The following is a 21,255-nucleotide window of genomic DNA, read 5'->3' as shown; positions in this document are numbered from 1 at the left end:
TATCAATCGGCGGGGAGGGCGCATGGCGCCGGACACGGTGAGCCTGCGGTACTTCCTGGTGCTGGCACAGGAGTTGAACTTCACCCGCGCGGCCGCACGGATCGGTATCGCACAGCCCGCACTCAGCGCGCGGATGCGCCGGTTGGAGGCGGAACTCGGGACGGCCCTGCTGGTCCGCAACACGCGCAGCGTCGAACTGACCACGGCCGGTGCGGCTTTGGCGGAGTCCGCTCCGCCCGCGCTGGCGGCGCTGGACCGGGCGTGGGACACCGCCCGGAGCGCGGCGGCCGGCGCACTGGGCACGCTGCGCATCGGATACAGCCTCAGCGCCGGGGCCGAGACGGCACCGGCCCTGGTGGACAGGCTGATTCGCGACAACAGCGGACTTGAGGTCGGTGCGGTCCCGATGGCGACACCGGAGATCTCCCCGGCGGTCGCCGACGGCCGCATCGATGCCGGGATCACCCGCGGTGAACAACCGGGCGATGGCGTGCGCCGGTTCCTGCTGCGGCGTTCGCGCATCGGGGTCCAGCTGGCGCAGCACCATCCGCTGGCCGAACGCGGGGAGATCGAGATCGCCGACGCGGCCGCGTACCCGCTGCGGCTCCCGGACCGTGCGGCCAACCCCGTGGTCCACGATCAGCTGTCCGCGCTGTTCCGGGACATTCGACCGCAGCCCCGATTCCACACGCCCGCTGTCGCTTTCGACCTGTCCCAGCGCGACCTGCGGGACGGGCTCACCCTCGCCCCGGCCGGAGAGGCCGCGGCCACGGTGCAACCGGCCGGTCTCACCTGGCGACCGCTGAGGGGTGCGCCCGGCCTGACGCTCCACCTGGTCCTCCCACGCGAGCAGTCGCCCCTGCACCGCCGCATCCGCGCCGCCGCCGAGGCCCTGGCACACGAACTGCACTGGCTGCCGGACTGACGCACGGGAGGTCGAGCGAGAGGGACCTCCGCGGCTGGTCGGTGCGATGGGGTTCGGTGGTGCCGGCGTCACACCGGCCAGCCGTGGGCGGAGAGCCGGTTGCCGTGGGTGATCTCGCGGAGGGCGTGTGCGGTGTAGGGCACGGTGTCGGCCGGCAGCCCGTCGAGCGGCCACCAGCGCAGTTCCGCGCACTTGTGCGGCTCCGCGTTGCGCACCTGACCGGTGTGGCGGGCCGGGCGGAAGAACAGCTGGAGGCGGCTGTGGTCGGTGTCGAGGTGGTGCAGGGTGTGGACGAGTTCGAGGTCCTCCTCGGCGATGGTGATGCCGAGTTCCTCCTCCGCCTCGCGCGTCATGGCGCGGGTGACCGGCTCGCCCCGCTCCATGTGCCCGGCCGGGAGGTGCCACAGCCCGTTGGCGTAGCTGGTGTTGCGGCGCCGTCCGAGCAGCACCGTGCCGCCGTCGAGCAGGACGAGGTGGACCCCGACGACCAGCATGAGCGGGTCCGTACCCGGTGCCCCGGCGGCCGTGTCCGCGAGGTGGCCGGTGTGCTCGGTGGGGTCGGCGCGGTTCATGCGGTGCTCCCGGTGGACTGGTCGGCTGCGGCGGCGAGCAGGGGCAGGTAGTGGTGCAGGTAGGGCGGGACCTTGAGGCCGAGCACTTCGTCGAGGGGGACCATGCGGACGGCCAGGCCCTCGTCGCCGAGCCGCAGGTCGCTTTCGGGGCCCTCCCAGACGGCGTGCAGGACGCGGGTGAGCGGGAGGCCGTGGTCGTGGTGCGGGTCGGGGAGGGGCCGCAGGCCGGTGATCTCGAGGCCGGCCTCCTCGCGGACCTCGCGCACCGCGGTCTCCCGGGCGCTCTCGTCGGCCTCCCGCCAGCCGCCGATCGGAGTCCAGTAGCCGGGCCAGGCCATGCCCGGCCTGTCTTCGCGCAGGTTCATCAGCAGTCGACCGGCGCGGTCGGTGACGAAGACCAGGACGCCCTCGAAGTCGTCGTCGGTCGGCGTGGGGCGCTCCAGGTAGAGCGGGACACCGGAGCGGTGGGCGCGCAGCACCTGCCGGAGCCGCTGGTACCGGGCGGGGGTCAGCCGGGCGTGCCAGTCGTGGGCCGTCTCGAAGCGCCACTCGGTGTGCTCGGCCGGATCGAGGCGGATCCGGGCCTGCTGCTCGCGGGTCAGGACGCCGCCGTCGAAGACGTAGCCGCAGGCGGGGACGGGCTGGTCGGCGCCGGCCTGTTCGTGGATGACGGCGACCAGGCGCCTGCGGGCGACGGCTTCGGGGTTCTCCGCGGCGAGGTCGAGGCCGAGCTCCTCCCGGGCCTCGCGCAGGGCGGTGCTGAAGGGGGTCTCGCCGTGCTCGACGTTGCCGCCGGGGAAGTTCCACACGCCGGGGTCGACGGCGGAGCGCATCCCGAGGACGCGGCCCCGCGGGTCGGTGACCAGGAAGCAGCCGTAGGCGCTGGGTCGGGCGACGGTGGTGAGGTAGCCGCCGGCCGGCCGCCAACCGGGTACGGCCAGACGGCCGGTGAGCCACTCGATCACCGCGCGCTGCCCTTCGCCGGTCGGCGGCAGCCGCTCGGCGTCGGCCCACTGGTGGCCGTCATGGTCGGGCGAGAGGACGACCGGGGTGCCGTCCGGAACCACGGCGGTGAAGACGAACTGGCGCACGCGCAGGCCCCGTTGGCTGCTGAAGTCCAGGTGCCGCGCGTACTCCAGCGGCAGGCCGGTGAGCCCGGTCTCCTCGGCCAGTTCCCGCGCCGCCCCGGTCGGCACGGGTTCGCCGTCCTCCCGCCCGCCGCCCGGGTACTCCCACAGGCCGGGCAGGACGTCGTGCGCGGCCCGGCGGATCATCAGGATCCGGCCGGAGGCGTCGCGGACCACCACACCGACGCCGATCCGCTCGACGCCCTCGCGGAAGGCCAGCTCGGTCAGCACCTGGAAGTCGATCACCTGGCGGACTCCTCGGACTCGCGGGCGGGCGCGGGGGACTGCTGCTGCGGCACCGCTCTCGTCAAGACGCATACCCGGAAGTCGAGTTCGGGTATGTGCCGGGGACGTCGCAGGCAACCGATGATGGAGCTGTTCGAATCCGGCGTTCAAGTGGACCGGCTCTGGGCGAGCCCAGGTCGAACGGGGACTTTTCGAGCATCCGCGGCACAGGGCAGGGCAGCCTCCGACCGGCCTTGTCCCTCATGGCCGGTCTCAGAACCGGTGGCATTCCCCCGTGAGGGTGAGGTCGGATCAGGCGGTTTGCCAGTGTCGGTCGAGTGCACCAGGCTGAGCTCGAAGCACGAGGACTGCCGGCGAGCCCGGATCGCGCACCGATGAGTGTCCCGAGCCGCGCCGGTCCGTACGCCGGACACCCACGGACGGAAGGCTGGGCCATGCGGAAACTGGTCTACGGCATGAACCTGACCCTGGACGGCTACATCGCCGCGGCCGGCGACGACATTGCCTGGAGCGGACCGCCGAGCCCCGAGCTGTTCCAGTGGTGGCTCGACCAGGGGCGGGCGAGTGGCCTGTCGCTGTACGGGCGCAAGCTGTGGGAGACGATGAGCTCCTACTGGCCGACCGGCGACCAGCAGCCCGACGCCACCCCGGCGGAGGTCGAGTTCGCCCGGAACTGGCGGGACACGCCGAAGGTGGTGTTCTCCTCGACGATCAGCGAGGTCGACTGGAACACCCGCCTGGTCACCGGCGACGCGATCGCCGAGATCGCCCGGCTCAAGGCCGAGGACGGCGGCCCGATGGACATCGGCGGTGCGACGCTCGCCGGGGCGGCCATGCGCGCCGGGCTGATCGACGAGTACGTGATCGTCACCTATCCCGTCCTGGTGGGCGGCGGCACGCCGTTCTTCACCGCGCTGGACAGCTGGGTGAACCTGAACCTGGTGGAGACACGGACGTTTCCCGGCGGCGTGGTCCTGACCAGGTACGAGACGAGGCGCTGAGCAGCAGGTTCGCCGGCCCCGGCGTCCGCCCGCCGCATCCTGGAGCTGTTCCCCGCGCGGCGAGGACAGGACGTGCCGGGAACGCGCGGGAACGCGAGAGGACCCGGGAGCGTAGCCTGCTCCCGGGCCCCTGTTTGCCGCCCAATTGCGCACACCGGCACGTTTAAGGGTCGCGGATCAGGTTGAAATCGACGCGTTCTACCTTTGAACTACCGTGCCACGGAGCGGCACAGACAGGACTTGAACCTGCATTCGTCGATATTCGTCCGCACCCGGTCGATCCGGTGTTCGGCGGCGAATGCTGAGACTGGAGCGAGAGTCTGAGATTGACAGGGCCTGCCTCTGCCTGATTGGGCTACCCCGGCCGGTGGTGCCGGGGGGAGGGCTCGAACCTCCACTGTGACCCCTGGTCAGCTTCAACATCAGTGTCAGCTTTTCGCACCGCGCACGGGCCCACCCATCCGGCTTCCCAGGCAGGGGACTTGTCGCGCTCGGCGCACCCGACCGGCTCCCCGGGCGGGCGATCATGAGGCTACCGGAACAGGTAGCCGAAGACGGCGTCACCCACCCGCTGGTCGGTGACCTCGACGGCGTTGGCCTCCTCGCGGGCGAACTTGACGGCCTGCTGGAGCTTCTCCACGCGCTCGGCGAGCTCGTTCACCCGGCGGGCCGGCAGCGCGCCGGAGAACTTGACCGTGGTCCAGTAGCCGACCGCGACGTCCTCGTAGTAGACCTCGACCTGGGCCGGGTGCTTCTCGGTGGCCTCGGCCTTGACGTGGTTGCGCGGCACCTTCTTCGTCCGGATGGTGCGCACCGGCTCGGTCTTCCAGGCGTCGGTGGACGGGTCGAGGTTCCAGGACTCGGAGGCGTCCAGCACCGGGAGCTTCTTCACGAAGGTGAACAGGTCGGTGAGCTGCTTCTCCAGGAAGAGCAGGTACGGCACCGGCACCCCGGAGAGGAGCACTTGGCCGTCCACCACGACGTCGGCGCGGGCGTCGATGTTGGCCCAGTCCTTGGTGGCCGTCACGTCGAAGAGCCGGGTGAGGGTGTTCGCGGTGGACCGCAGGATGTCCTCGGCCTTCAGCTGCACCCGGGTCGACTCCGGCGGCAGCTGCTCGCCCTCCTCGTCCTTGGGCTGGTACGCGCGGGAGATCCCGGCCAGCAGCGCGGGCTTCTGCAGGTCCTGGTGGGCCTGCGTCAGCTCCTGGAAGGACTTGGACTTGACGCCCTTTTCAACGGCGATGATCTGGTTCAGCTTTGCCACGTCCGGGACGCTATCAGTCCGGGACTGATCGGCGACACCCAATTATCGACCGGCTGTTCGGTGCTCCCGCCGGCCACCTGGCCTGGGGTCATGGTGCCTCGTCCACCTGGAGACTGCCCGGTCGCGATGCCGTTGCGGACGATGCCGATCGAGTGGGCATTGGCCGGCGCGAGGGCCGTAGCGCCTGCGGCGATCGACCGTGTGCGACGCAATGGGGTTTGGGGGGCTTGGCCGTGATGCCCCGGCGCTCGACGGTCGGCCTCGGTCCTCGCGGGCTGACGACGAGTCCGGGGTCCGCATGGCAAGTGGACTTGAGTCCAGATTCGTATTGCAGTACATATTAGTACTCGGGTTCGTCGATCGGGGGGATCGCCGTCACGGAGCTCCGCCGAACCGGGCGTCACGAGCCACCGCGCACATCATCAGCACCGCACGTCGGGTCCGCCACGTGATCCACCCTCCGGAAAGGGGTTTCGAGGAAGTCGTGAGCACTGTCCGTACAACACCAATGCGAGGTCTGCGCACACCGGGAAGCGGGGTGCGCGGTGTGGCGGCCGCGCTGGTCACAAGCCTTCTGGCCATGACGCTCGTCGTCCTGGCCGGGCCGGCGGCCCAGGCACAGCCGCGAGAACTCGCCGGTCAGCGCAACATCATCACCTGGAACATGCAAGGCGCGACCGCGACGGGCACGGGTGGCACCTACGAACGAGTCCACCAGATCTACAGCAGGGCCGTCGACGCTGCCGCCCGTGACGGCGGCGCGGCCGACCAGCAGCGGGTGGTCATGGCCCTTCAAGAGGCCGGAGTCCCGCCCACGTCCTGGGCCGCTCTCACACCCGCCGATCGGGGGGATCTCGACATCCCGGCCGGGCTGAGGGGCTACCGGAGGAAAGTGGGACGGACGTACAGCTACCTCTTCCTGGCACCGACCACCGGCGGCGACCCCTCCGGGCGGGTCAACTCCGCGATCATCACGAACCAGCTGCCCCAACGCCTGGTCTACATCCCGGCGATCGCCGACAGGCTCCGCCCCCTCATCGGCGTGGGCTACGGCGAGGGGGGTGCGGACGGGGAGTACTACCTCTCCTTCCATGCCTCCTCCGGGAACGGCGGCAGAGACATCATGGGAATACTCCGTGACTTGACGGAGGAGATGGGTCTCCTGGAATCCACCGTCCATTCCGGACATTCTGTCAACTGGTACATCGGCGGCGACTTCAACGTGAGCCCGGACGTCCTCAGGAGGCGCCTGGACGGCCAGCGGGCGACCGACCTCTTCATCGCGGACCCGGCGGGCCCCACCCATCGGGGTGCGAGCAAGAGCACCCTGGACTACGTCGTCACCAACGACCCTTCGATGAGCCGCGTGCGGGGTGTGGTCACCGACCAGTCAGGGTTCTCCGACCATGACTCGGTGTCCTACGGCCGGCGGATCGGCGGCAACGAGCCCTGCGATCCGCTGCGCGTGACGGTACGGGAGGTCACAGAAGCCACGGGTACGGCGGCCGCACCCTGCCCCCTTCCGCGACCGGCCGCCGTCGTCTCCATGGGCGACAGCTACATCTCCGGTGAGGGCGGCCGCTGGGCCGGCAACGGGGACTACCCGGGTTCCGGCTCCGGTCTCGGCACCGACCGCGCCGTAACGGACTGCACCGGGGAGGTCGCCGAGGCGGAGACCTGCCGCTACGACCTGACGAAGGTCTACGGCGGCACCTCCTACCAGGGCGGCAACGGGTGCGACCGCTCGGACGTGGCCGAGATCAAGGGCGTCGACCTCTACGGCATCCCGCCGGCGAACCGCTTCAACATCGCCTGTTCCGGGGCCGAGACGAGGCACGTCCGCAGCGAGGGATTCAAGGGCGAAGCGCCGCAGGTCCAGCAACTGCGCGAGCTGGCGAAGCAGCAGGACGTCAAGGTGATCGCGCTGTCCGTCGGCGGGAACGACCTCGACTTCTCCGGCATCCTGAACCGCTGCGCCCAGCGGTTCCTGCTCGGCCGGGGCGCCTGCCACGAGGGCGAGGACGCTCCCCTGAAGAGCAAGGTGGCGGGCCTTCAGGGCAGCGTGGAGGGCACGGTCGACGACATCCGCGCCGCCATGCGGGACGCGGGGTACGAGGACGGCGACTACACCCTGGTCGTCCAGTCCTACCCGAGCCCGTTCCCGCAGCCCCTGGGCATGCGCGAGACCGGCGACACCTACGACCGGTACACCAAGGCGGGCTTCCCCTTCTACGACGAGGACGCCGCCTGGACCAACCGCACCGTAACCCCGGCGATCTCCGACGCCCTCAAGAAGGCCGCGGTCGCGAAGAAGGCCGTCTTCCTCGACCCGCGGTCCGCCTTCGCGGGGCACGAGCTGAACTCCAAGGACGCCAGGACGGCCGGGGTGGAGAACTCCCCGCGGTCCCCGCTGGCCGCCGATGCCGCCGAGTGGGTGCGCTGGGTCGACCACCTGCCCGGCGTGCCGAGCACCCGCAAGCAGGGCGAGGCGCAGGAGTTCGTCCACCCGAACGCCTTCGGGCAGCAGGCCCTCTCGGAGTGCCTGAGCCAGACGGTGCGGCAGCACGACGCGCACCCGCAGTACGGCACGTTCGCCTGTGACGGACGGGCCGGGGCGGCACCGGGTGCGGTGACCGTCCGGCACACAGGGCTGGAGAGCCGGGACCCGTGGGACGTGCCGAAGCTGACGGTGATGCCGCTGGGCGACTCGATCACCCAGGGCGTGGGCAGCGCCAACGACAGCCTGGGCTACCGCAAGGAGCTGTGGCAGGCGCTGAAGGACCACACCGGCAGCCTGGACTTCGTCGGCTCCCTCAAGCACGGTGACGGCGGCTTCGACGGCGACCACGAGGGCCACTCGGGCTGGCGGATCGACGAGTTGACGGACAACGCGGGCTACCGCGAGGGGGACCTCGACACCTGGCTGCCGGCGGCGAAGCCGAACGTGATCACGTTGATGGCGGGCACCAACGACCTCAACCGCGGCGCCCCGACCACACCCCGGGACGCGCGCGACCGGATGGACACCCTGCTGGGGAAGATCCACGCCATGGCGCCGGACGCGACGGTGGTGCTCGGCTCGGTTCCGCCGACCGACCCCGCCACGCCGTGGGCGCGCTTCCAGCCCCTGTTCGAGGCCTACAACAAGCTCCTGCCGCCGCTGGTGGACACCTGGCGGGGCAAGGGCATGAAGGTGCGCTTCGCGGACATGGGCGCCGTCACCGCGGGCGACATGAGGGGCGGCGACGGCCTGCACCCGACCCCGAGCGGCTACACGAAGATCGCCGACGCCTTCTACGAGGGTGTCGCCGCCGCGGCCGCCGACGGCTGGATCACCGAGAACGTCGAGGTCAAGCCGGCCCCGTACAACGGGGGCGTCCTGGGCGACGGCCCGGTGGACATCGACGGTGACGGCAAGGCCGACTACCTGGTGGTCGGCGACGACGGCTCGGTCCAGGCGTGGCTGAACCGGGGCACCGACGCCAAGGGCGGCGGAGGCTGGAAGGGCGTCGGAAGGATCGCCGCCGGGGTCGCGCCGGGCGGCAAGGTCCGCTTCGCCGACCTCGACGGCGACGGGAAGGCCGACTACCTCGTCCTGAACGACGACGGCTCGGTGCAGGCCTGGCTCAACCGGGGGACCGACATGCCGGGAGGCACCGGTGCCCCCGGCGGTGGCGGGGGGATGGACCCGTCGACCGGCTCCGGCGGGACCACGGGTACGGGCACGCCCGGTGGAGGCGGGGGCATGGACCCGTCCGGCGGATCGGGCGGAACCACCGGCACCGGCACGCCCGGCGGAGGCGGCTGGCAGGCCATCGGCACCGTGGCGGCCGGCGTCGCCCCCGGCGGCAAGGTCCGCTTCGCGGACGTCAACGGCGACGGCAAGGCCGACTACCTCGTGGTCGAGGACGACGGCTCCGTCTCCGCGTGGCTGAACACCGACGGCCGGGGCGGCTGGACGGGCGTCGGGCGGATCGCGGCCGGAGTGGCCACCGGGGACAAGGTCCGCTTCGCCGACTTCGACGGCGACGGCAAGGCCGACTACCTGGTGGTCGGCGACGACGGCTCGGTGAACGTCTGGCTGAACAAGGGCACCGACATGCCCGGCGGAGGCGGCTGGAGCGCTCTCGGAAAGGTCGCCGCGGGGGTCGCGCCGGGCGGCAAGGTCCGCTTCGCGGACGTCGACGGCGACAAGCGGGCCGACTACGTCGTGGTCGGCGACAACGGTTCGCTGGACGCGTGGCTCAACAACGGAGGCGACACCGCCGAGCGCGGCTGGACCGAACTCGGTCAGGTCGCTACCGGCGTCGGTCTGCCGAGCAAGTACGTGTGGCTGGGCGACATCGACGGGGACAAGAAGGTCGACTACCTCGCCAGCAAGGGCGGTGGGGTTTTCGACCAGTGCATGCTGTTCAACCGGGGCGGCGACGGGCGCGGCGGCTGGGAGGAGCCGGTCCCGAAGGAGTCCTCCTGCGACCGAGGTTCCGAGGAACTCCCGGACTCCACCTCGTACTTCACGGACTTCGACGGCGACGGCAAGGCCGATCACCTGGAGGTGATGCCGGACGGCCGGGTCATGTGCTGGGCGGGTACCGGGAAGGGCGGCTTCCGCAGCGGTGGCACGGTGGCCGCAGGCGTCGCCCCGGCCGCGAAGGTACGACTCGCCGACTTCGACGGTGACGGGAAGGCCGACTACCTCGTCCTGGAGGACGACGGCTCGGTGAGCGTCTGGCTGAACAAGGGTGGTGACGGGTACGGAGGCTGGGAGGCCATCGGCCGGGTCGCTGCCGGCGTCGCCCCGAGTGGGAAGGTGCGCTTCGCCGATGTCAACGGCGACCGACGCGCCGACTACCTGGTCGTGGAGGACGACGGCTCGGTCAGGGCGTGGATCAACAACGGCGGTGACGGGCACGGTGGTTGGCGGGAACTCGGGCAGATCGCCGCAGGCGTCGCCCCCCGCGACAACGTGCGGTTCGCCGACTTCGACGGCGACGGCAGGGACGACTACCTCGTCCTGGCGGACGACGGCGCGATGAGGGTCTGGCTCAACCACGGCGGCGACGCCCCGGGCTGGATCGAAGCCGGCCGGATCGCCGCCGGTGTGGCTCCGGCCAACCGGGTCCGGATCTGACCCCTCCGCCACGACGGCCACGACGGCCTCGATGGCCCCGGCACGGTACCGCCCGTGCCGGGGCCGTCGTCGTGCCGCCGCCCGCCGGGTGGCATCAGCGCTCCGGCGCCGGGAATGTATGAGGGGTTGTCCGGCATCGGGCCGTGACGATCCGGAACCGGCCCCGGGATCGGCCGGGGCGGTACGAAGGAGCGGCGGCCATGGGCGAACCGGACGGCAGGACGGCACTGGTGACGGGCGGGTCGCGCGGGATCGGGCGGGCGGTCGCGCTGCGGCTCGCCGCCGACGGGGCGCTGGTCGCGGTGCACTACGGCGGCAACGAGGAGGCCGCCGCGGAGACCGTGGAGCTGATCGCCAAGTCCGGCGGCCGGGCGTTCGCGGTGCGGGCCCGGTTCGGTACCAGTGGTGCGCTGGACGAACTGTTCGAGGGCCTCACGGCCGGGCTGGCGGAGCACGGCGAGGACGGCCTGGACGTCCTGGTGAACAACGCGGGCATCCACCTGGCCGGTTCGATCGGACAGATCACCGAGGAGGAGTTCGACCGGGTGATGGCGATCAACGTCCGCACGCCGGTCTTCGTGATCCAGCGGGCCCTGCCGCTGCTCCGGGACGGCGGGCGGATCGTGAACGTGGCCTCGGCCGCTGCCCGGATCGGCTCGCCCCTCCAGATCGGCTACAGCGTCAGCAAGACGGCGCTGGTGGCCCTCGCCGCGCCCCTCGCCAACGAGCTCGGCCGGCGCGGGATCACCGTGAACACCGTCAACCCCGGCGTGATCCTCACCGACATGACCTCCGCGTGGACGAGCGCCCCGGAGGCGATGGCCGGACTGGAGTCCATCACCGCCCTGGGCCGGATCGGCCTGCCGGAGGACGTCGCGGACGTCGTGGGCTTCCTCGCCGGCCCGCAGGGCCGCTGGGTGACCGGCCAGGCCATCGACGCCTCCGGCGGCACCTACCTCGGCCCGATCCCACCGGCGTGACCGGACCGGGCCCCCTTCGGGGACGTCAGGGCTGTCCCGTCACCCGGGCGGGTGAGGGGCGGTCCGTTCGTAGACGGCCCCTCCGGGGATGAACCATCCTGCCTTCTTCCGGACGGCCGGGCTCGGGTCCTGCGCGGAGGACCTGCGCAAGGCGGCGACGGCTCCGGCATCGGTGTGGGCGAACTTGCCGACGAGCTCGGCGGCCATCGCCCTGGCCCGCGGGTCGGGGTCGGAGGCTAGGTGCCGCAGCGCTGGTTCGAGGACCCGGTCCGCGCCCGGTGCGCACGTGTCCCCCTTGCACCGGTCGCACGCCAGGGCGTGGAACGCGGCGATCCTGACCCGGGCGTCGGGATCGTCGGCCATGGAGATGAGCTCGCCCATGGACTCGGTATCGACCAGGTGGTCCAGAAGCCGGCAGCAGCCTTCCCGTACGGCTGCGCTCTCGTGGGACAGGCCGGCGCGGATGGCACCGAGCGCGTCCTCCGCGCGCCGCAGCAGCTCCCGGTAGGCCGCTACGGCACGTTGCGGGTCGCCCAGGCACGAGACGAGGGCTTCGTTGTCGGTCCTGACGAATCCGAGCATGGGCTCAGTGTCGAACCACGCGAGGCGGCCGGGCAAAGGGATTTCGCATTGGCGGAGGGGCCGCCGGGCTCAGTGGAGGGGCTGCTGGAAGAGGACCTCCGGGTACGCCGCCGACGGGCGGTCGAGCAGCCGCTGGGGGATGCCCTTCAGTTGCAGGTCGAAGAAGGCGCCCACGTAGGACCGGGTGATCTTCTCGGCGCGCAGTGGGGCGAGCGTGGCCTCGGGGTCGGGCAGGCCCGCGCGGGCGCCGATGAGTGGTGCGTCGGTGAAGCTGCCGTGGTCGGAGCCGGTCACGGACAGCCAGCGCTTCCAGCCGTCCGTGCGGGCCCAGGCCTCGTTCCAGGTGGTGTCCCAGCCCGAGGGGTTGTGGACGGACTGGGTGCCGAGCATCAGGAAGGGCCGTCCGCCCAGCCCGCCGGCGGGGAACGGGTCGAAGAACTTGCCGTCCATGTTGACGCCGGCGCGGATCCGCTGGTCGGCGGCCATCGTGCTGGCCGCGGAGTTGCCGCCGATGGAGTGCCCGGCCATGCCGATCCGGTCCCGGTCGATCATGCGGGCGTGCGGCCAGGCGGGGCGGGGGCCGGTCAGCTGGTCGAGGACGAAGGAGATGTCCTTGGCCCGGCTCGGGGGGACGGCCGCGATCTTGTCGTCGTTCAGGTCCTGGCAGACGGCGCAGGTCAGGGTGCGCCCGTCCGGGAAGGTGGTGCCGGAGGTCTCGTAGGTGTGGTCGACGGCGGCGACGACGTACCCGCGGCTGGCCAGGTCCTCGGCGAGGCCGGTGAGGGTGCCGCGGGGGAGCGTGAACCCGGGGGAGAGGACGACGAGCGGGTACCTGCCCGGCGCCGGGCGCGCGTCGGTGCGGGCCCACGGGTGGAGGCCGGTGGCCGCCTCGGGCGGTATGGTGCCGCCCGGCACCTGGAAGTCCAGCAGCAGCCGGGCCTCCTCGGCGGTCAGGTACGGGGTCGCCGGACCGCCCGTCCCGGGGCGGGCCGGGTAGTACATCGACACCATCAACTGCCGCGCCCCCGCGGTCGGCACCCACGGGTCCGGGCGGTCCCGGTCGACGAGGTGCAGTGTGCTGCGGCCGACGGCCTGCGACCCCGTCGGCCGGGGCAGGTCGAGCTCTGCGGCGGACACCTCCGCCGAGGAGGCGGCGGGAGCGGTGGCGGTGGCCGCGAGCGCCGAACTCGCCCCGGCGATCGGTAGCGGCAGGACGAGGGCGAGCACGGCGGCAACGGCGGTGCGACGGAGTCTGGTCATGTGAGAAACGGTAGGTCGCGAACTCCGATCCGACCTCGCCGTGAAGACTGAGACACCGTCATCTCCGAGGCGTAGCAAGGCATCACCTCCACGGATGACAGGAGCCCGCGATTCCCGGCCGGACGGTGGGCAACCGGGCAGCGGGCGTACTGCGCATGCCGTACCACGGCAGCCGTTCAAGGTGTTGCGGGCGAAGGCGTTCGCCCGCGCCCGAGCGAGGGCGGTGGCACCGGCCGGACCGGTTGCCGGTGCTCAGCGGCGGTACGCGGCCGTCGCGAGCTCGACGAAGGACCGGATCAACGGGTTGGTGTCGCCCTCGTTCCACGCCGCCACCACGCGGCTCGGCGCCATGTCGGTCAGTGGTACCACGGCCAGCTCCGCGGGCAGGTCGTGTCCGAGCGGGGCCAGGCCGACGCTGCCGTTCCACAGGACGGCCTGCTGGCACTCCTGGACGGTGCGCACCACGGCGCCCTCGCGCGGCCTGCCGCCGTTCCAGTACGACTGCCAGACGGGGTCGGTGCCCTGGGGGAACTGGAACCAGCGGCGGTCGTCCAGTTCGGCGAGCCGGAGTCGGCCGCGGCCGGCCAGCGGATCGTCGGCGCGCAGGACCACGCCGACCGGGTCGCTGCGCAGAGTGCGCACCGTCAGGGCGGTCTCGTCGAACGGTGCCCGGGTGAGGGCGACGTCGACGAGTGCGGCGCGCAGCCCGCAGGTGGGGTCGGTCAGATCGGTGTCGCGGATGCGGATGTCGATGCCGGGGTGGCGTCGTCGGTAGGCGGCCGCCAGCCTGGTCACGCCGGGGTCGGTGAGGTTGCCGAGGATGCCGACGGTGATGGTCGCGGCGCCGGCTGCCGAGCTCACCCGGGCACGGACGCGGTCGGCGTGGTCGAGCAGGGCCCGCGCCTCGTCGAGCAGCACCGTGCCCACCGGGGTGAGCGAGACGCCGGCGGGCGAGCGGTCGAACAGCAGGGCCCCCACCTCGGCCTCCAGCTGCTTGATCGCCCGGCTGAGCGGCGGCTGGGTCATGTGCAGTCGGGTGGCGGCCCGGCCGAAGTGGAGTTCCTCGGCGACCGCCACGAAATACCGCAAGGTACGAAGCTCCACGCTGGAACGATACCCGCCGGGTATCGATACCGCAGGACGGGTCTTGGACACCCGTGAGGCCCCGGCGGTGCACTGGTGGACATGAGCGAAGAGACCACGCCCGAAGAAACCACGACCGAAGAAGCCATGGCTGAAGGAACCAGGACCGAGGAAACACGGAGCAACGGACCGCAGGTCGGCCCCGCCCTCTCGGTGGTGGGCCCCGGCGGCGGCGAGACGATCGTCCTGGGCACCACGCGCATGCGCGTCCTGGAGGACGGCAGCCACACCGGGCACCGCCTCGCGATCGCCGAGTCCGTCCTCGCCCCGCACACCCAGGGACCGCCGCAGCACCGCCACGCCCGGCACGACGAGGGCTTCTACATCCTCTCCGGCACCGTGCGGTTCACCGTCGGGGACGAGGACCACGACGCCACCGCGGGGACGCTCGTGATGGTCCCGCCCGGTACCCCGCACACCTTCGCCAACCCGACCGACCAACCCGCCACCATGCTCAGCACGTTCACCCCCGACCTGTACGTGCAGTACTTCCGGGACCTCCAGCAAGTGCTCGCCGACGGCCGGCCGCTGACGCCGCAGGCCAATGCCGACGCGATGAGCCGCTACGCGACCGAGCCCGCCACCGACCTCGCCTGAAGCAGTCGACCGGTCCCCGTAAACCGGTGACACGTGAACAGGAACACCGAACGGAAACCATGAACACCGCCTACTGGATCCTCGCGGCACCGCTCGCCCTCTTCTACGCCTACGCGGGCACCCTGAAGGCGACCCGCAGCCCCGACCACCTACGACCGATGATGGCCTGGGTGGACCGCGTACCGTTGCCCGCCCTCAGGGCATTGGGGACGGTCGAAGTGCTCGGCGCGATCGGCCTGGTCCTGCCGCCGCTGACGGGCGTCGCGCCCCCGCTGGCAATGGCCGCGGCCGTCGGCCTCGTGCTGCTCCAGGCCGGTGCGGTCGCCGTCCACCTGACCGGCGGCGACCGCCGGATCGCACTCAACCTCGGGCTCGTCACCACCGCGGCCGTGACCGTCTGGCTGGCCGCCGGACTCTGGTAGGGCACTGCCCTCCACCAGTGCAACCGCTCAGATCGGCAGGTTCCAGCCCGGGCCGTCCTCCGTACCGATCCACACCCGTTGTCCGGCCGCCGAGACGGTGATCCCGAAGCCTTCCTGGTGCGGCTCGCCGGCCCGCTGCCAGAGCTGGACGGCCTCTTCGACGCGGTCCCACAGCCGCAGCGGGCCCCGTTGGGTGACGGTCCATCCCCCGTCGGGGCCGGGCGCGGTGCGGGCCTGGGAGCCGGTGGCGACGTCGGAGAGGATCTGGGTCACGCCGTTGCCCATGCGTTCGGCGGAGGGGGCGGCGAGCTGGGCGACCCAGCTGCCGGTCCAGGTGTCGACGACGGCCGGGTCGATCAGGCTGGGCCGTTCGTCGCCGGGCAGCATGGCGAGGGTCGAGCGGGGCGGGCGGTCGTGCGGGCGGGCGATCATGAAGCTGGTGTAGCCGGGCAGGAACCGGCCGGTGGCTTCGCCGGGGCCGGTCACGGTGAGCTCGGCCAGGCCGGAGGCGTAGCTCCAGCCGGACAGGGTGACCAGGATGCGGCCGCCCGGCTTCACCTGGTGCAGCCAGGGCATCGGCAGGTAGCGGACCGAGCAGGTGGCGATCAGCCGGTCGTAGGCGCCGCCGCCGGGGTCTCCGCGCAGTCCGTCGCCGACGAGGAGGCGGGGCCGGTAGCCGGCGGCCCGGAGTGCGGCGGCGGCGCGTTCGGCGACCCGCGGGTCGTACTCGATGCTGGTGAGGTTCCCGTCCCCGAGCCGGTGGGCGCCGAGGGCGGTCGAGTAGCCGGTGCCGGTGCCGATCTCGAGGACGCGGTGTCCGGTGTCCGTGCCAAGCCGCTGCCACATCCCGAGGACGAGGGACGGCAGGGTGGAGGAGGACGACGGGGCGCCGACCACGGGTTGTCCGTCCGCCTCGTCCGCGCCGGTGTGGCCGTCGAGTTGGGTGATGAGCGTCCGGTCGGTGTAGATCCCCTCGAGCCAGCCGGGGTCGCCCTGCCGGACCGGCCGGTAGGCGGTCGGGTCGCTGCCCTCGACCGGGAGGAAGTACGCCCCGGCGAAGGCCTCGCGGGGGACCGCTTCGGCCGCCTTGATCCATGCCGGGTCGGACAGCGCGCCGTTCTCGGCGAGGTCGGCCGTCAGGGCGGCGCGCAGCTCTTCGGACGTGCTCATGCGTCGGGGCCTTTCTGCAGCTCGTCAGCGAGTGCGTGTGCGATGCGGTCGGTGGTCTCGGGCGGTTGCCAGGCCCACTGGCCGTTGGGGTTGCATTCGAGGAACGACCAGGTGCCGTCCGGCGTGACGGCGAAGTCGAACGCGCCGAACACCAGCCGGAAGTGGCCGAGGTAGTCGGCCACGGACCGCGCGACCGGTTCGGGCACGGCGATCGGCGTGCAGGTCATCAGGTCCTGCCGGTGGCGCCAGTCGAGGTCCGGGCTGTCGATCCGCACGCCGAACAGCCGGTCGCCGACGGCGGTCACCCGGGCGTCGTACGCCTTGGGGACCCGGGCCTGGAACAGGTGCGGGCAGGCCCGGACCGCGTCCGTGATCTCCTGCGCCCGGACGTCCCGCACCCACACGGCCCGCGGTTCGCCGTCGACGGAGTACGGGGTGTTCCACACGGGCTTGTAGACCGCTCCGGCCCGCTGGAGGGCCACGAAGTCCCGTGCCTCCTGCGGGTCGTTGGTGACGAGGGTGTCCGGGACGGCGAATCCGGAGCGCTGCGCGGCGGCGAGTTGTGCGGGTTTGTGTTCGGCGGCGCGGTTCGCCCACGGGTGGTTGACGTAGTGCGCCCCGGGGAGGGAGGCGAGGATGCCGCCCGCGCCCCACACGGACTGCGAGGCCGCGAAGCGGCGTTCCTGGCCGTCGAGGTCGGCCGGCCCCTCGTAGGGCGAGGCCCGGCGCACCCACACGGCCCCCACCTCGGTGAGGTCGAGCTCCCGGCTCGGGGTGCGCAGGGTGCCCCGCCGGCCGCCCGTACGGAACGAGGCGGTCAGCGAGGCGCCCGTGTGCAGGTCGGTGCCGGGGTCGAGACGGACCACGGGGGAGCGGCGGTGCGCGAGGACGCGCAGGACCACGTCCGCGGTGACGTCGTAGAGGTTGGTCAGCACCAGCACCGGCCGACGGTGTCTCGGCGTCAACTGCCGCTCTGATCCTGGTCGTAGGACTCGGTACTGTCGGCGTCGGTCGCACCGCCCGGCGCGGCCCCGTCGCCGGGACGGGTGCTGGTCGGGGTGAGTCCACTGGTGCTGGTGCCGTGGGAACCCAGTTCCACCGTGCGGCCGTCCTCGTCCACGACGACCGCGATCTGCGTCTCGGGGTCGATCACGGGCGTGAGCGCCGGGAGCGTGGCAGTGGTGGCCGCGTACGGCGTCATCCTGCCGATGCCCCACGGTACGGGCGTCTGCGTCATGCATCCTCCTCGTATCGATGGTGCCGGTTCACTGGCGACCACTTTGCTGGTGCACGAAGGTGCTTTCAAGCCCGTTCCGGCGGACGGAATATGCCAGGTTGCGGAGGCGATCTCCCGGGCCCCGCCCCGATGGCCACGGGGCGTGGGCCCGTCGGCGTCGCCGGCCCGTGGCCCGTCGGCGAGGGCTGCACCGGGGACCGGTCACGGCCGCCGTCGGGCGGGTGGCCGTCGGGGCGGCGCCCCTGGCGGGCGTGGCTGTGCGGTTCCGTCCGGGGCAACGGTTGGGGCGGCTTGGCGGGTTCACCGTTTCGAGTAGAGAATTCCGGAAAGAGAAGTTGCCTGGTCAAGGGCGTGCGGTGAAGCCGGAGTTGTGAAGTGCGCATGGCATTTCGACGACTTGCCGCCGGCCCGGATCCCGCCAATGCAAGGAATTCGCTCAGTGCTTAGTTGATTCGTGCGAATCCCTTCCGTTCCTCGATCGAATCTGACAGCATCGTCCGCTATCCGGCGACCGATTGCCGGTGATCAGTGCGCCGCACGCGACCGCGATCGCGGCCGCCCCTGCTGCTGTCGGCCTTCCTCATCGGACGCCGCCGTCGAGACGTGGCCGCCCGCACGCGCCACGTGGAGGAGATGTGACCACCCAGGCCGGCACCCGCGTGCCCACCCCCGACACCGCCCGGCGCCCCGCGCGCTGGGTCCGTACCAGGCTGCGGGCGAACCCGCTGGCCGCGCTGCTCATGGCGGCCCTCGCGTTCGTCACCGTCTTCCTGGCGGCGGCCTTCCCCCTCGTCATGGACCGGGGCGCGGACACGGCGCTCCAGTCCTTCGTCAGCGAGAAGGGCGTCAACCCGACCAGCCTGCGGACCACCTCCAAGACGCGGGAGGACGACAGCATCGCCGAACTCGACCGGGTGCAGCGCCAGCTCGTCGAGCAGGTCGACGGGCGGCTGACGCTGTCCCCGTCGGGTCAGGCCTACGGCGCCCGCGCCCTGGCCGACCGCTACATGACCAACCCGGGGTACGCCCACCTCTCGGACAAGGAGCCGTACCCGGCCCTCAGCCTGCTCTACCTGCACGACCTGGCCGCCCGGGCCACCCTCACCGACGGCACCTGGCCGACCCCCGGCGCCGTCGGCGATCCGCTGCCGATCGTGGTCAGCAAGAAGGCCGCCGAGACCATCCGCATCAAGCTCGGTGACGTCATCGACAACGGCGACGAGGGCGCGGGTGTCCGGCGGACCACCGTGGTGGTCGGCCTCTACGAGGTCAACGACCCCCAGGACCCCTTCTGGGACGACCTCGGCTGCCCGGCCCGCGCCTGCCTGAACACCGACGCCGAGCACGAGCACTGGACGACCAGCGGGTTCGTCGACGGCGGCAGCCTGTCCGCGTTGGTCCACTGGGGTTCGAACGCCGAGAACTTCTGGCGGCTGCCCGTCGACCCCGCCTCGCTGCACGCCGACCAGCTCGACCGTACCCGCGGCGTCATCACCTCCTTCCTGACCGGGCACGATGCCACCGTTCTCCACGACGCGATCGGGCGCCCCGACCTGCACACCGTCTCCGGCCTGCGCGACGTCCTCACCAGGGCGGACGAGCGCTACCGGGCCTCGCTGCCGCTCAGCGTGATCGGACCGGTCGGCGTCGCGGGCGTCGCCACCGTGGTGCTGTTCCTGGCCGCCGCGCTCACCACCGACCGGCGCGCCGCCGAGATCCGGCTGCTCCGGGCCCGCGGCGGATCCGTCGCCGGGGTGCTGCGGCGGTTGATCGGCGAGGGGTCGGTCACCGTACTGCCCGCCGCCGTGCTCGCCACGACGCTCGCCCTGGTGCTGCTGCCCACCCCCCGGTGGGACCGCGCGGTGCTGGCGGCCCTGGTCGCGACCCTGATCGCCCTGCTGGGCTTCCCGGTCCGCGCGGCCCTGCTCTGGGTACGCCGGCGGCCGGTCAGCGGACGACGCCGACTGGTCGGCGAACTCGCCGTCCTGGCGGTCACCGCCGCGGCCGTCGCGGAGGTCCGGCGCCGGGGCGTCGGCCACCCCGGGGCCGGGGTGGACCCGCTGCTGGTCGCCGCACCGCTGCTGCTCGCCGTCACCGGCGGACTGCTGCTGGCCAGGATCGAGCCGGTGGTGGTCGGCCGGCTGGCCACCCTCGTCGGCCGGGGCCGCGGCCTGATCGGCTTCCTCGGCCTCTCCCGGGCCGCCCGCGACGCCTCGGGCCGCCGCAGGCCCTCCGTGCTGCCGCTGCTCGCCCTGCTGATCGCCGTCACCACGACCGGCTTCGGCGCCACCGTGCTCGACACCGTCGACGACGTGCGGACCCGCGCCGCGCGCATCACCACGGGCGGGGACATCGGCGTCTCCCTCCCGGACTACGCCACCCTGACCGAGCCGTTCACCAAGGCCGCGGCCGCCCTGCCGGGCGTCCGGACCTCGACCGGGGTCTGGATGGAGACCAAGGCCCGCGTCTTCGGCGGCGACCAGGACTACACCGAGGCCAACCTGGTGGTGGTGACCGATCCGACGGCGTACGCCGAGATCGCCCGGGCCCTCGGGGCCGGCGAGTTCGACCCGGCGAAGCTGGCCGGGACGCCAGGCGGCCGGGACACCCCGGTGCCCGCCCTGGTCAGCCGCGACCTGGCCCAGCACCTGGCCGCGGGGCCGTCCCGGGTGCGCACCCTCAACGGCAACGACCTGCGCCTCACCGTCGCCGACACCGTCGGCGCCACCCCCGCGCTGCCGGACCCGGGCAAGCCGTTCGTCGTCGTCCCCGCCGGCCCCACCTGGGAACGACTGCCGGACGCCAAGCGGGTGAACCAGTGGTTCGCCGTCGGCGACATCGACCCCGACCAGGTCAGGACGGCCCTGCGGGACAACGGCGGAGCCAGGCCCGTCGGTCTGGCCAAGCTGATCGCGGACGGCTCCACGGCCACCGGCAAGGACACCCACGGCCTGCCCGCCGGGTACACGGTGCACAGCAGCCGGGAGACCGCCGCCGCGCTCGGCGCCGACCCGCTGCAGCACGCCGCCGAGCGGCTGTTCTGGTACGCGGCCGCCGCCGGAGCCGGATTCGCCCTGCTCGCCGTCCTGCTGACGCTCTTCCGGGCCGCCCCCGACCGCACGGCCGTGCTCGCCCGGCTGCGCACCATGGGCCTGCGGCCCCGGGACGGGCTGGCGCTGATCATGACCGAGGCGCTGCCGCAGACCCTGGCGGCGGCCGTCGGCGGCGGCCTGGTCGCGCTGGCGGCGGTCGCCCTGCTCGGCGGCGCCTTCGACATCTCGACGCTGGTCGGCGCCAAGGTCGGGGACGTCATCACTCCCGTGCTGCTGCCGGTGCTGCTGCCCACCGCGGGCCTGGCCCTGCTGGTCGGCCTCGGGGTGGTGCTGGAGACGCTGGTCGCCGGCCGGCGCCAGATCGCCACCGAGCTTCGGGCGGGGGAGCAGGCCTGACGGCGGGGCCGGCGCCGGGAAGCCCCGTCGTCGGCCCGTCGCCCGGATCGGTCGGCCCGTCACCCGGATCACTCGAAGAGGCGATTTCGGTGCGGTGACGCCACGGGGGCGCGGACCGGCGGCCGGGCCGGGCGGCGCCTTACCGGAGC

At 72.4% G+C, this 21,255-nt stretch carries 16 protein-coding genes; 7 read left to right on the top strand and 9 right to left on the bottom strand.

All coding sequences use genetic code 11. The features are described from left to right. Positions 1 to 22: 22 nt before the first annotated feature. Positions 23 to 925 carry a LysR family transcriptional regulator gene (locus ACFVU7_RS14855; RefSeq protein ID WP_388045308.1) on the top strand — a complete coding sequence of 301 codons (903 nt, stop codon included), beginning with the start codon at positions 23 to 25 and terminating at the stop codon, positions 923 to 925. 68 nt (positions 926 to 993) lie between these two features. Here ACFVU7_RS14855 and ACFVU7_RS14850 read toward each other — a convergent pair whose 3' ends face one another. Both ACFVU7_RS14850 and ACFVU7_RS14845 read right to left on the bottom strand, forming a co-directional pair. Next, positions 994 to 1,497, bottom strand: coding sequence for an NUDIX domain-containing protein (locus ACFVU7_RS14850; RefSeq protein ID WP_388045306.1), 504 nt, complete (start codon positions 1,495 to 1,497; stop codon positions 994 to 996). Next, complete coding sequence (locus tag ACFVU7_RS14845) at positions 1,494 to 2,870, bottom strand: NUDIX domain-containing protein (RefSeq protein ID WP_388045304.1); 1,377 nt, start codon at positions 2,868 to 2,870, stop codon at positions 1,494 to 1,496. The genes ACFVU7_RS14850 and ACFVU7_RS14845 overlap by 4 nt, the downstream gene beginning before the upstream one ends. Positions 2,871 to 3,304: 434 nt before the next feature. On the opposite strand from ACFVU7_RS14845, the gene ACFVU7_RS14840 reads away from it, so the two are divergent. Continuing rightward, positions 3,305 to 3,871 (top strand): dihydrofolate reductase family protein, encoded by a 567-nt coding sequence (locus ACFVU7_RS14840; RefSeq protein WP_117485808.1) that lies wholly within the window; start codon positions 3,305 to 3,307, stop codon positions 3,869 to 3,871. A gap of 532 nt (positions 3,872 to 4,403) precedes the next feature. Here the strand turns inward: ACFVU7_RS14840 and ACFVU7_RS14835 are convergent. Then, positions 4,404 to 5,135 carry a hypothetical protein gene (locus ACFVU7_RS14835; RefSeq protein ID WP_388045302.1) on the bottom strand — a complete coding sequence of 244 codons (732 nt, stop codon included), beginning with the start codon at positions 5,133 to 5,135 and terminating at the stop codon, positions 4,404 to 4,406. A 580-nt stretch (positions 5,136 to 5,715) separates the two neighbouring features. Between ACFVU7_RS14835 and ACFVU7_RS14830 the strand changes: the two genes are divergently transcribed. Both ACFVU7_RS14830 and ACFVU7_RS14825 read left to right on the top strand, forming a co-directional pair. Further along, positions 5,716 to 10,266 carry an FG-GAP-like repeat-containing protein gene (locus tag ACFVU7_RS14830; protein ID WP_388045300.1) on the top strand — a complete coding sequence of 1,517 codons (4,551 nt, stop codon included), beginning with the start codon at positions 5,716 to 5,718 and terminating at the stop codon, positions 10,264 to 10,266. A 200-nt stretch (positions 10,267 to 10,466) separates the two neighbouring features. Next, positions 10,467 to 11,246, top strand: a complete 780-nt coding sequence (locus tag ACFVU7_RS14825) for an SDR family NAD(P)-dependent oxidoreductase (RefSeq protein WP_117485803.1) — start codon at positions 10,467 to 10,469, stop codon at positions 11,244 to 11,246. Between the two features lie 39 nt (positions 11,247 to 11,285). On the opposite strand, the gene ACFVU7_RS14820 is transcribed toward ACFVU7_RS14825, so the two are convergent. The 3 genes from ACFVU7_RS14820 to ACFVU7_RS14810 form a co-directional block, all read right to left on the bottom strand. After that, positions 11,286 to 11,828, bottom strand: coding sequence for a HEAT repeat domain-containing protein (locus ACFVU7_RS14820; protein ID WP_388045298.1), 543 nt, complete (start codon positions 11,826 to 11,828; stop codon positions 11,286 to 11,288). A 69-nt stretch (positions 11,829 to 11,897) separates the two neighbouring features. Beyond that, positions 11,898 to 13,088 (bottom strand): alpha/beta hydrolase family protein, encoded by a 1,191-nt coding sequence (locus ACFVU7_RS14815; protein WP_388045296.1) that lies wholly within the window; start codon positions 13,086 to 13,088, stop codon positions 11,898 to 11,900. 252 nt (positions 13,089 to 13,340) lie between these two features. Then, entirely contained in the window at positions 13,341 to 14,192 is an 852-nt protein-coding gene (locus ACFVU7_RS14810) for a LysR family transcriptional regulator (RefSeq protein ID WP_388045294.1), read from the bottom strand. 126 nt (positions 14,193 to 14,318) lie between these two features. On the opposite strand from ACFVU7_RS14810, the gene ACFVU7_RS14805 reads away from it, so the two are divergent. Both ACFVU7_RS14805 and ACFVU7_RS14800 read left to right on the top strand, forming a co-directional pair. Beyond that, positions 14,319 to 14,828: a cupin domain-containing protein gene (locus ACFVU7_RS14805; protein ID WP_388045292.1), complete on the top strand. Its 510-nt coding sequence runs from the start codon at positions 14,319 to 14,321 to the stop codon at positions 14,826 to 14,828. Between the two features lie 59 nt (positions 14,829 to 14,887). Further along, positions 14,888 to 15,250, top strand: coding sequence for a DoxX family protein (locus ACFVU7_RS14800; RefSeq protein WP_388045290.1), 363 nt, complete (start codon positions 14,888 to 14,890; stop codon positions 15,248 to 15,250). 27 nt (positions 15,251 to 15,277) lie between these two features. On the opposite strand, the gene tgmC is transcribed toward ACFVU7_RS14800, so the two are convergent. Genes tgmC through tgmA form a run of 3 tightly spaced genes read right to left on the bottom strand, consistent with a single transcriptional unit; the run spans position 15,278 to position 17,657 of the window. Continuing rightward, the gene (gene tgmC, locus ACFVU7_RS14795; RefSeq protein WP_388045288.1) at positions 15,278 to 16,420 is read right to left on the bottom strand and encodes an ATP-grasp peptide maturase system methyltransferase; all 1,143 of its coding nucleotides are present in this window, start codon (positions 16,418 to 16,420) and stop codon (positions 15,278 to 15,280) included. Next, a complete protein-coding gene (gene tgmB / locus ACFVU7_RS14790; RefSeq protein WP_388045286.1) occupies positions 16,417 to 17,361 on the bottom strand; it encodes an ATP-grasp ribosomal peptide maturase in 945 nt (314 codons plus the stop codon). The genes tgmC and tgmB overlap by 4 nt, the downstream gene beginning before the upstream one ends. Positions 17,362 to 17,381: 20 nt before the next feature. Beyond that, the gene (gene tgmA, locus ACFVU7_RS14785) at positions 17,382 to 17,657 is read right to left on the bottom strand and encodes a putative ATP-grasp-modified RiPP (protein WP_049649147.1); all 276 of its coding nucleotides are present in this window, start codon (positions 17,655 to 17,657) and stop codon (positions 17,382 to 17,384) included. Positions 17,658 to 18,292: 635 nt separating this feature from the next. On the opposite strand from tgmA, the gene ACFVU7_RS14780 reads away from it, so the two are divergent. Next, a complete protein-coding gene (locus tag ACFVU7_RS14780) occupies positions 18,293 to 21,106 on the top strand; it encodes a hypothetical protein (RefSeq protein WP_388045284.1) in 2,814 nt (937 codons plus the stop codon). Positions 21,107 to 21,255: the final 149 nt, after the last annotated feature.

The sequence above is a fragment of the Kitasatospora sp. NPDC058046 genome, from assembly GCF_042885595.1.
Taxonomy (GTDB): domain Bacteria; phylum Actinomycetota; class Actinomycetes; order Streptomycetales; family Streptomycetaceae; genus Kitasatospora.
This window is presented reverse-complemented; position numbering and strand designations above follow the sequence as displayed.

What these genes read in the sequence shown, in the direction of transcription:
- ACFVU7_RS14815 (WP_388045296.1), bottom strand. Translation starts at nt 13,088, where the DNA reads ATGACCAGACTCCGTCGCACCGCCGTTGCCGCCGTGCTCGCCCTCGTC.
- tgmA (WP_049649147.1), bottom strand. Translation starts at nt 17,657, where the DNA reads ATGACGCAGACGCCCGTACCGTGGGGCATCGGCAGGATGACGCCGTAC.
- ACFVU7_RS14825 (WP_117485803.1), top strand. Translation starts at nt 10,467, where the DNA reads ATGGGCGAACCGGACGGCAGGACGGCACTGGTGACGGGCGGGTCGCGC.
- ACFVU7_RS14855 (WP_388045308.1), top strand. Translation starts at nt 23, where the DNA reads ATGGCGCCGGACACGGTGAGCCTGCGGTACTTCCTGGTGCTGGCACAG.
- ACFVU7_RS14805 (WP_388045292.1), top strand. Translation starts at nt 14,319, where the DNA reads ATGGCTGAAGGAACCAGGACCGAGGAAACACGGAGCAACGGACCGCAG.
- ACFVU7_RS14840 (WP_117485808.1), top strand. Translation starts at nt 3,305, where the DNA reads ATGCGGAAACTGGTCTACGGCATGAACCTGACCCTGGACGGCTACATC.
- ACFVU7_RS14820 (WP_388045298.1), bottom strand. Translation starts at nt 11,828, where the DNA reads ATGCTCGGATTCGTCAGGACCGACAACGAAGCCCTCGTCTCGTGCCTG.
- ACFVU7_RS14800 (WP_388045290.1), top strand. Translation starts at nt 14,888, where the DNA reads ATGAACACCGCCTACTGGATCCTCGCGGCACCGCTCGCCCTCTTCTAC.
- ACFVU7_RS14850 (WP_388045306.1), bottom strand. Translation starts at nt 1,497, where the DNA reads ATGAACCGCGCCGACCCCACCGAGCACACCGGCCACCTCGCGGACACG.
- ACFVU7_RS14830 (WP_388045300.1), top strand. Translation starts at nt 5,716, where the DNA reads ATGACGCTCGTCGTCCTGGCCGGGCCGGCGGCCCAGGCACAGCCGCGA.
- tgmC (WP_388045288.1), bottom strand. Translation starts at nt 16,420, where the DNA reads ATGAGCACGTCCGAAGAGCTGCGCGCCGCCCTGACGGCCGACCTCGCC.